The sequence below is a fragment of the Streptomyces sp. NPDC048479 genome, assembly GCF_040651435.1.
GTDB lineage: Bacteria > Actinomycetota > Actinomycetes > Streptomycetales > Streptomycetaceae > Streptomyces.
This window is the reverse complement of sequence record NZ_JBEZKA010000049.1, coordinates 23,792-31,986: the sequence shown is the minus strand read 5'-3', so window position 1 is coordinate 31,986 and position 8,195 is coordinate 23,792. Positions and strand designations below refer to the sequence as shown.

At 66.2% G+C, this 8,195-nt stretch carries 5 protein-coding genes and 4 pseudogenes; 6 read left to right on the top strand and 3 right to left on the bottom strand.

The genetic code is table 11. The features are described 5' to 3' along the window. Positions 1-85: 85 nt before the first annotated feature. Positions 86-703: pseudogene (locus tag AB0D12_RS38410) on the top strand (IS3 family transposase); the annotation flags it as partial. Positions 704-710: 7 nt separating this feature from the next. Here AB0D12_RS38410 and AB0D12_RS38405 read toward each other — a convergent pair. The 3 genes and pseudogenes from AB0D12_RS38405 to AB0D12_RS38395 form a co-directional block, all read right to left on the bottom strand. Continuing rightward, positions 711-1,229 (bottom strand): annotated as a pseudogene (locus AB0D12_RS38405) (IS30 family transposase); the annotation flags it as partial. Between the two features lie 255 nt (positions 1,230-1,484). Next, entirely contained in the window at positions 1,485-3,104 is a 1,620-nt protein-coding gene (gene ltrA, locus AB0D12_RS38400; RefSeq protein ID WP_362693905.1) for a group II intron reverse transcriptase/maturase, read from the bottom strand. 679 nt (positions 3,105-3,783) lie between these two features. Next, positions 3,784-4,665: pseudogene (locus tag AB0D12_RS38395) on the bottom strand (helix-turn-helix domain-containing protein); the annotation flags it as partial. 46 nt (positions 4,666-4,711) lie between these two features. Between AB0D12_RS38395 and AB0D12_RS38390 the strand changes: the two are divergent. From AB0D12_RS38390 to AB0D12_RS38370, 5 genes and pseudogenes are all read left to right on the top strand, one after another. After that, a pseudogene (locus tag AB0D12_RS38390) lies at positions 4,712-5,008 on the top strand (integrase core domain-containing protein); the annotation flags it as partial. 6 nt (positions 5,009-5,014) lie between these two features. Beyond that, entirely contained in the window at positions 5,015-5,536 is a 522-nt protein-coding gene (locus AB0D12_RS38385) for a zinc ribbon domain-containing protein (protein ID WP_362693903.1), read from the top strand. Positions 5,537-5,744: 208 nt separating this feature from the next. After that, complete coding sequence (locus tag AB0D12_RS38380; RefSeq protein ID WP_362693901.1) at positions 5,745-6,395, top strand: ABC transporter permease; 651 nt, start codon at positions 5,745-5,747, stop codon at positions 6,393-6,395. Then, the gene (locus AB0D12_RS38375) at positions 6,388-7,425 is read left to right on the top strand and encodes an ABC transporter ATP-binding protein (RefSeq protein ID WP_362693898.1); all 1,038 of its coding nucleotides are present in this window, start codon (positions 6,388-6,390) and stop codon (positions 7,423-7,425) included. The genes AB0D12_RS38380 and AB0D12_RS38375 overlap by 8 nt, the downstream gene beginning before the upstream one ends. Further along, positions 7,422-8,189, top strand: a complete 768-nt coding sequence (locus AB0D12_RS38370; protein WP_362693895.1) for an ABC transporter permease — start codon at positions 7,422-7,424, stop codon at positions 8,187-8,189. Before AB0D12_RS38375 ends, AB0D12_RS38370 begins: the two co-directional genes overlap by 4 nt. Positions 8,190-8,195 lie beyond the last annotated feature (6 nt).

The following is an 8,195-nucleotide window of genomic DNA, read 5'->3' as shown; positions in this document are numbered from 1 at the left end:
GCGGGCAGACACCACAAGACTGCCGCAACCCCAAGAATCCACCCACGATCTGACGCTCACTCACCGATTGCCTGAATTAACCACCAGGATCGGAGATGAAGTGAAGACCGCCGCTTGGGACTTCGTCTCCGCCCATGGCGAGGCGTCAAGCGGATATGCCGGGTGCTTCAGGTCTCCCGCTCGGGTTACTACGGGTGGATCGCCGGCGGGGAGGCGCGGGCGGATCGGCAGACTGCCGAGGACGCCCTGGTCGAGGAGATCCGCCAAATCCACGCCGGACACCGCGGGAACTACTGCGCGCTTCGAGTCCATGCCGAACTGCGCGGCTTCGGCCACACGGTCAACCGCAAGCGGGGTGGCCAGGCTGATGCGCAAGCACGGCATCGTCGGCCGTCACCTGCGCAAGAAGAAGCGCACCACGATCCCGGACCGGCTGGCGCCGCCGGTTGCGGACCTGGTCCAGCGGGACTTCAGCGCCGGCGCTCTGGACGAGAAGTGGTGCGGCGACATCACATACGTGCAGGTCGGAGCCACCTGGCTCTACCTCGCCTGCGTCATCGACATCCGCTCGCGCCGGGTGCTCGGCTACTCGATGGCCCCGCACATGCGGGCCGAGCTCGTCATCGACGCGCTCCGGGCCGCGGTCGCGGCCCGCGGCGGTGACGTCACCGGGGTGATCTTCCACGCGGACAGGGGCTCGCAGCTCGGACTCAACCGGTCGTTGCAACACCGGCTTCCTGGACCGATAGTAGATGTTCGTTGAGGGCCTCGGCAGGTGTCTTCCAACCGAGGGTTTTGCGGGGCCTGTTGTTGAGGGCGAGAGCCACCGCGTCGAGTTCGTCGGCATTCCAGCGTGACAGGTCGGTGCCTTTCGGAAAGTACTGGCGAAGGAGTCCGTTCGTGTTCTCGTTCGTGCCTCGTTGCCAGGGGCTGTGCGGGTCGGCGAAGTAGACTTCAAGTCCAGTCTCGATGCGCAGTTGGGCATGCTGGGCGAGTTCTTCGCCTCGGTCCCAGGTCAGCGAGTGGCGCAGGTGCTCGGGCAGCGTGGTGATCATGGCGGCGATCGCGTCTTTGACGGCCTCGGCTCCGCGGCCGGCCAGCGCCGGGCCGTTCTTGACCGGCTCCTCGATGCCGTAGCCGTCCATCCGGGGCAGGTGCAGCAGCACGGTGAACCTGGTGGTGCGCTCGACGAGGGTGCTGATCGCGGACCGGCCGGTGCCGATGATGAGTCGGGTAGCGGGGACGCATTACTGCGTCCCCGCCCCCTCAGAACCGTGCAAGCAGCTTTCACCGCACACGGCTCAAGCAAGCCCCGAAGGCTCGCCGGCAGGCAAAAGTGCTGGTCTTGTCATCGCGGCGGTGCCATTCCGCCGGTGACAATGGGTGTGGAGGAGACGGAGTCGTTGACCGCCCGGCGTGCTCCCGCTTGGGAACGCGATGTATTGCTTGGAGATCGCCTTTCGGATGACGACCCGCCACGCTTCCTATTCTTGTGGGCTTTGCGGTGGGTGGTCGGCGTGCAGTAAGAGCCCTCCGCAAGTCGAGCAACGTCCGTGCTGTTCCTGTAGAAGGCGCACGGTCATAGCATCGACTGGTAGAGGGGTCCCCTTGCGGCGCCGCTGAGCCCAATAGGATTCCAGGGCAGGGTCGTCCGGGGACGCCTTCCCCTTGACCAGTTGGTGCCGGACTATCTTCGTCCAGGAGAACTTGAGCAGGTAGGCGCGGCTGTCGCGGTCACCGAACACCCACCGGTCCTTCCTGGCTTTGTTGAACCGGCCGAAGTACTTGGCGGATATCCAGTGCTTCGGCTTGTTCGGGTGGCTGTGCTTGGCCCACTTGTAAGCGAGCTTCCACATGTGATTTTCCAGCGCCGTGAAGATCTCACTGGACACCACCGTCCGGTAGTAGGCCGACCAACCCCGAACGATCGGGTTGATCTTCTTAAGTACCGCACCGGCGTTGGCTCCTCGCAGAGCCACCATTTCGGTGCTGAGCCGTTCCCGGATCCGTCGTTGAGCCGCTGTGCTCGGCTTGATCAGCAACTTGCCGTGATAGCGGCGGACATTGAACCCCAGGAAGTCGAATCCGCTCTCCGCATGGACGATGCGTGTCTTGTCCTCGTGGAAAGCGAGTCCCCTGGGAGTCAGCCATGCAGCCAGCCGCTCTTTGACCTGCTCGGCCTGCTCACGACTGGTGCACATCGCGACAAAATCATCTGCGTACCGCACCAGCACGGGGCTGCCGCTTTGCGCACTCCCGGCATCTCTGCCGGTGGTGTAATAGCGGACCCCTGCGGCTTCCTCCATCCCATGCAGAGCCACGTTGAAAAGCAACGGACTGATCACCCCACCCTGCGGAGCTCCCTCCTCGGTCGGGGTGAACCGACCGCGATCCACGACCCCGGCCTTCAGCCACTGCCGGACCAGTCCCCTGGCGGGGAAGGAACCGAGAGCGGCCATGAGCCGGGTGTGGTCGATGCGGTCGAACGCCGCCGTCAGGTCTGCGTCGAGCACCCACGCACGCTGCGGGTTCTTCCCGTTGAGCGTGGAGTAGATGGCCCCGATCGCGTCGTGACAGCCGCGGCCGGGCCGAAAGCCGTACGACTTCGGCTCGAACCGCGCTTCCCACTCGGGTTCCAGTGCTCCCAGTGCCACAGCTTGCAGGCACCGGTCAACGATCACGGGAATTCCGAGTCCGCGCTTCTTCGTCGCCCCCGGTTTGGGGATGAACACCCGCTTGACGGGCTTGGGAATCCACGGTCGGGCGCGATGCTGGACCCAGTCGGCCAATGCGGCCTTGGACTGGGACAACAGCACGACCTTTCCGTCGACTCCCGCCGTCGCGCGTCCAGCATTGATCTCCGTGACCCGCCGCACGCTCAGGAGTGTGTTTGAGCGGGAACGGAGCATCAGCTTCTGTAAATTGCGGACCTTCTTGAGATCCCCTGCCTGCGATGCCGTGAAGATTCTCTGCCGCAGACGCCGTACGTCTTCCTCGACCCGCCGCCAGTCAATCGACGCCCAGTCCAAGTCTTCGCCCTCAGGTCCGTTCACCGGCGCGGAAGCAGCCGGAAGGGCCGAGGCCGGTCCGTCCATCATCAGCATGGTGTCCAACTTGCCCCTCGGTTCCATCGTCTTTGTTCAGTGATTCTGCACAGGCTCACCCGGCCCATGTCAGCACCCTTTCGGGTCCGGGCAGTGCACCCGTATCCGGGCGGTTATGTGAGGCGACCGGCGGAGGGGCCGGTCATGATGCATCACTTTCCCGTTTCCTTTCGGCTTCCGGCATTGGCTTGTTGGGCCGTCCTGTTCCCGCTGGGGAGTTGAGCCTTCCTTGCGGTCGGCTGACCGAGCCAGAGCGGCCCGGACCCCAACGGGGTTTCCACGTTCCACACGAGTGAGATACGACCGGGGTGGGTGCTCCCTTTACCCCGAGGCGGCGGTGTCCACCTGGCCGGAGTGACCTCTGCCGGCCAGCGCCTGCCGCTTCTCAACGGCTAGCCATGCACCCCACTCACGCATTCCATCGGCGGGGCTTGGGATCACGAGGCATCATCGGGAGTTCATATACTTCACCCGTCCGGTCTTCCCCTTGCCGGTAACTCCCGGATGGAACGGGAATCCTTGGGCTTTCCCCTGAGCTTCGCACCACGCCGTTACCGGCGTCGCACGTCAAGGGCGGGGACGGGTCATACGGACACGGACCCGTGACTGCACCTACGGCTTATCAACCGCCCCTCCAGTCGGTCAGTCCACTCAAATTCGTGCAACTTCGTGTCGCACGATCGCCCTCCCAATGCCCCGGGACCGCCCGGTCCTCGGCCTCGGCGGGCCGCTCGCTGATCATCACCTCGGGGGTGACATGGCCGGTGGCGCGCTTGCGCGAGCGTGCTCGCGGGATGCGCAGCGCGCGGCCGGTACGTAGGCAGACGACCAGATCGCGCTGCAGGGCGCCTCGGCCCTGGATGAACAGGGACTGGTAGATCGCCTCGTGCGAGATCCGCATGGAGTCATCCTCGGGGAAGTCCGTCTTGAGCCGGTGGGATATCTGCTCCGGACTCCAGGATGTCGTCCACCGGCGGTCCTGGCGCCGGGGCTTGTTCCTCCCTTTCCATGGCGGTACCTGCGGTCCTTGAACAGCCTTCCCGCCCAGGATGTGGAGGGCGCCGGACAGCCGGTCTTGGACGTACCCGCGAAGCCGACCGTTCTCAGCCAGCTTCGCCGTCTTCGGCCGCCGGGCCCGGCGCTCGGCGTGCCACTGCGCCACCGACGCCCGATACTCCAGGTTGTATGTCCGTGTGGACGCGTTGCGCCGCAACTCCCGCGAGACCGTTGAAGGCGAACGCCCCAGACGCCGCGCGATCTCACGCACGCCAACATCCTGAGCACGCCACAATGCGATCTCTTCTCGCTCCGCGAATGACAGATAGCGGCCCGACACCGTCGGGGCAAGGCACGGTCCCACCCCGCCAGCATGGCGAAACCAACGCGTCCCCACAGCCGGGGAAACCCCGATCTTTCCTGCCGCATCCTCCGAGCTCAACCCGAGTGCAATCGCCTGCCAGTACCGGACGCGATCCTCACGCCACGCGACCGTCGGCCGCCCCGGCGAAGGAATCTGCCCGCGATACAACCGAGCGGCCTGCTGCCGCTTGCCCACACCCACCAGCAACACCTCCAACTACAAGGTGTTGCAACGACCACTTGAATCCGCCCAGTACACGTCGGCCGCGTTCGCCCAGGTCTGCGACCGATACGGCATCCGCAGGAGCATGGGCAGGGTCGGCTCGAGCTATGACAACGCCCTCGCCGAGAGTTTCTGGCAGGGACTGAAGCGAGAGACGATGCACGGGAAGCTGTTCTTGACGATGCGGCAGGCGAGGCTGGAGATCTTCCAGTGGCTCACCTACTACAACGCCCGCCGACGCCACAGCGCGCTGGGCTACCTCTCCCCGATGGAGTTCGAACAGCAGCACCACCAGACAGCTAAACTGCAACTCGCAGCATGAACCCCTGTGTCCACACTCCGGGGGTCACCTCACGCCGGCGCCAACACCGCGAGCGACCACATCACGGTGCTCGACCAGGCACTCGCGCAGATCCCCGACACCCACCGGCACGGCACCGACAGCGCCGGATCCGCGAAAGCCTTCCTCGCCCACGTCCGCGACGTGCGGAATCGAGGAATCCGTACCGTCTTCTCCGTCGGATACGCCATCACCGAGCCGGTCCACCGCGCTGTCCGGGCCATGCCCGACCGCCTCTGGCATCCCGCCCTTAACCAGGACGGGACGCTGCGTGATGGCGCCGAGTTCGCCGAGCTGACCGGCATAGTCGATCTGTACGCCGATCCGGCATACACCAGCCAGGAATGCTCCGAGTGCCACCACGTCGACCGCAAAAACCGGTCGACCCAGGCAAGGTCGCCTGCCGTGCCTGCGGCACGGTCCTGGACGCGGACCACAATGGCAACATCGCTCACCGAGGCGATCTTGTCTGGCAGCGGGGCGCAGTCAGTACGGCTCTTGTCGTACTGAACGCAGGAGCCAGCGTGGCAGCCAGCTGCGCCCCGCTTGAAAGCTCGGTGCTTTTTAGGCCGCCCGCCCGGCCGGCCGGCGACCGGAAGACCTGGCTCTTCGCTCTGTTGCGCTCTGAGCAACTCCAGTTCCCCACCGCGTTTAGCACACCTACGGTTCTTCACACCGAAGAGCGCCGACTTTCAAGGCGCCCCAGTCCGGAGGACGCATGGACCGGCTTCTCGAGTACGTCGGCGGGCACACTGAAGAGCTGTTGCGGCAGGTTTGGGAGCACGCCGCTGTCGTCGGGACGGCCATCGCGATCGCCACCGTGCTCGGCGTCGCACTCGGCGTCACCACGTGGGACCGCCCCTGGGCCCGCACCGCGGCCGTCGCGGCGACCGGGACCTTCCTCACCATCCCCAGCTTTGCGCTTCTCGGCCTGCTCATCCCCCTGCTGGGACTGGGCTGGATGCCGACCGTGGTCGCCCTGGTCCTCTACGCCCTGCTGCCGATCACCCGCAACACCATCGTCGGCCTGCGGGAGGTCGGCCCGGCCATCCTGGAAGCGGCCCGCGGCACCGGCATGGGGCCCCTGCGAACCCTGCTTCGCATCCAGTTGCCCCTGGCCTGGCCGCTGATCCTCACCGGGATCCGTGTGTCCACGCAGCTCACCGTCGGCATCGCCGCCATCGCGGCCTACGTGGCCGGCCCCGGCCTGGGCAACGAGATCTTCGACGGACTCTCACGCCTCGGATCGAAGAATGCCATCAACCAGGCACTGGCCGGCACTCTCGGCGTCATCATTCTCGCGCTCGCGTTCGACCTGCTTTTCTTCGCCCTCCGGCGACTGACCACCCCGAGGGGGCTCCGTGTCTGACCACGCCTGGCCGACCGCCACCATCCCGGACAAGACCGGCACCGACAGAGGAACCACCGCCCGGCATGGTGCCCGGATTGAACTGACCGACGTCTCCAAGACGTACGCGGGGCAGGCTGAACCGGCCGTTGAGTCCTTCTCCATGGTGATTCCCGCCGGGGAGCTGGTCTGCTTCGTCGGCCCCTCCGGCTGCGGCAAGACCACCACCATGAAGATGGTCAACCGGCTGATCGAGCCGACCAGCGGCCGCATCACCATGAATGGCGAGGATCTGCTGTCCCTCAACCCGCATGAACTGCGCCGCCGGATCGGCTATGTGATCCAGCAGATCGGTTTGTTCCCGCACATGAGCATCGCGGACAACGTCGCCCTGGTCCCGCGGATGCTCGGCTGGGGCAAGCGCAGGACCGCGGAGCGCGTCGACGAGCTGCTGGACCTGGTCGGGCTCGAACCGGGGCGCTTCCGCTCCCGGTATCCCCGCCAGCTTTCCGGTGGACAGCAGCAGCGCGTCGGCGTCATCCGGGCGCTCGCCGCGGACCCTCCGGTGATGCTGATGGACGAGCCGTTCGGCGCTACCGACCCAATCACCCGCGAGCGCCTGCAGAACGAGTTCCTCGCGCTGCAGCGAAGACTGCGCAAGACCATCATCTTTGTCACCCACGACTTCGAGGAGGCCCTGCGGCTCGGCGACCGGATCGCGGTGCTCGGGGAGCGGTCCAGGATCGTTCAGTACGACACGCCCGACGGCATTCTCGCCGAGCCTGCCGATGACTACGTCCGCTCCTTCGTCGGCGGGCAGGCTGCGATCAAGCGACTGGGCCTGATCCGGGCGGGCGACCTCGACCTGCTGCCCGCAGGGTCGGCGTCTTTGCCGTCCGTCACGGTGGACGCCACCCTGCGCGATGTCCTCGACGCGATCGTGGCCCACCGCACGCAGCGGATCGCCGTTCTCGACGCCGACGGCGCGGTGCGCGGCGAGCTGGACTTCGACGCCCTCACCGGGGCCGCCGACAAGGGGAGTGCGCGGTGACCACAGTCGCGACCCCGGCCTCGGTGCCCTCCCGCCGCCGCCCCTTCACCGGATTCGGACGCTTCGGCACTCCCGCAGTCGTCGCCGCCGCTGGGATCGCCGACTACCTCTGGGTTCACTCGATGCGGCTTGACAGTATCGAGCAGCGCACCCTCAACAGCGGCTACCTCGTCAGCAGGACAGCTGAGCATCTCAAACTCACCTTCGTCGCCACCGTATTGATCATGTCGATCGCCGTTCCGCTGGGTGTGCTGATCAGCCGGGTGCGCGCCCGGTGGGTCCCTCCGCTCGTCCTCGGTCTGGCCAACGTGGGCCAGGCGACCCCCGCCATCGGGGTCCTGGTACTGCTGACGATCACCGTGGGCCCCGGCGTAGGAGTGGCCATGACCAGCCTGGTCGCCTACTCGGCTCTGCCGGTACTGCGCAACACACTCATCGGCATCCAGCAGGTCGACCACACTCTGATCGAAGCAGCCCGCGGGATGGGAATGCGTCCCGGGCAAGTGCTCTGGCGCATCGAGATGCCGCTGGCCGTCCCGGTCGTGCTGGCCGGTCTGCGCACGGCACTGGTCTTCTGCGTCGGCGTGGCGACGCTGGCGACATTCGTCAACGCCGGAGGGCTCGGCGACATCATCGTCAACGGGATCAAGCTCGACCGCGACCCCGTGCTCATCACCGGAAGCGTTCTCACCGCCTCCATCGCCCTGCTCCTCGACTGGGCGGGAGGCCTTGTCGAGAGTGTGCTCAGGCCCAAGGGCACATGAGAGCAC

Bases quoted from the DNA above. Each gene is read 5' to 3' on its own strand.
- ltrA (WP_362693905.1), bottom strand. From the start codon at position 3,104: ATGCTGATGATGGACGGACCGGCCTCGGCCCTTCCGGCTGCTTCCGCG.
- AB0D12_RS38380 (WP_362693901.1), top strand. From the start codon at position 5,745: ATGGACCGGCTTCTCGAGTACGTCGGCGGGCACACTGAAGAGCTGTTG.